At 38.0% G+C, this 711-nt stretch carries 1 protein-coding gene; it reads right to left on the bottom strand.

Annotated elements, in window-relative coordinates:
* Positions 1-192 precede the first annotated feature (192 nt).
* Positions 193-711 (bottom strand): hypothetical protein (locus V9K67_RS27095; RefSeq protein ID WP_336728272.1); only part of this gene is annotated, 519 nt, incomplete at its 5' end.

Raw genomic sequence — 711 nt, 5'->3', positions numbered from 1 at the left:
CTAACGTTCAGGGGCTTTGCGTCTGTGGCGGCATTCTGTGACCGGTCGCCCCGAAACTGTGGCCCAAAGTTGTTTTATTGCTGAAAATAAGAGTTAAAAGCCCGGCATTGTTTGTCAAGCCGGAACCGCGGCTGAACAGCGGGCCAAAGCCGAAGTTGCTTCCGTCACCCCGCCATGATGCAAAGCCGCATGTTAGCCGTTTTTAATCAATTGGTCAAACTTTTCTGCATTCTGCTTATCCTCAAAAGCTAAAATCATTTCATCATTAATCTTAAAATCTAAACTCCCGTCAGCCAAATCATATATTTCAGCAGCATAAAGAAACAATTCAGTAGACTTGAATTTAAAAGCTAACTTATAAGCATAGTTTTCTATCCCATAGAAGACATTGACATCAATAATTTCTGAATTCAATTTTCGAGATGGAAAGTTTTCGCCAATAAAACTTTCGGGTAGGGGGATTATCCAAAATGTATCAAATCCACCACTTGTCATTGCAGTATATATCCTATATAGCTTTTCTTCTGTCTTAACAATAACACTTAGGCAATATTTAAAATCAAAAGGAAAAGAGCTTAGATCAAAAGTCGGGTTTGGATCTAGATCAAAGATTATTTCTCTTACTATCCGACCTTTTATGTCTCCTATAAAAAATAGTATATTATTACTATAACTTTCCTCCTCGGTCATATGAATTGTTACGGCTAACGT

This window comes from Huijunlia imazamoxiresistens (assembly GCF_037132455.1).
Lineage (GTDB): Bacteria > Bacteroidota > Bacteroidia > Chitinophagales > Chitinophagaceae > Flavisolibacter > Flavisolibacter imazamoxiresistens.
The sequence above is the reverse complement of the archived record's forward strand: the minus strand, read 5'-3'. Positions and strand labels throughout refer to the sequence as shown.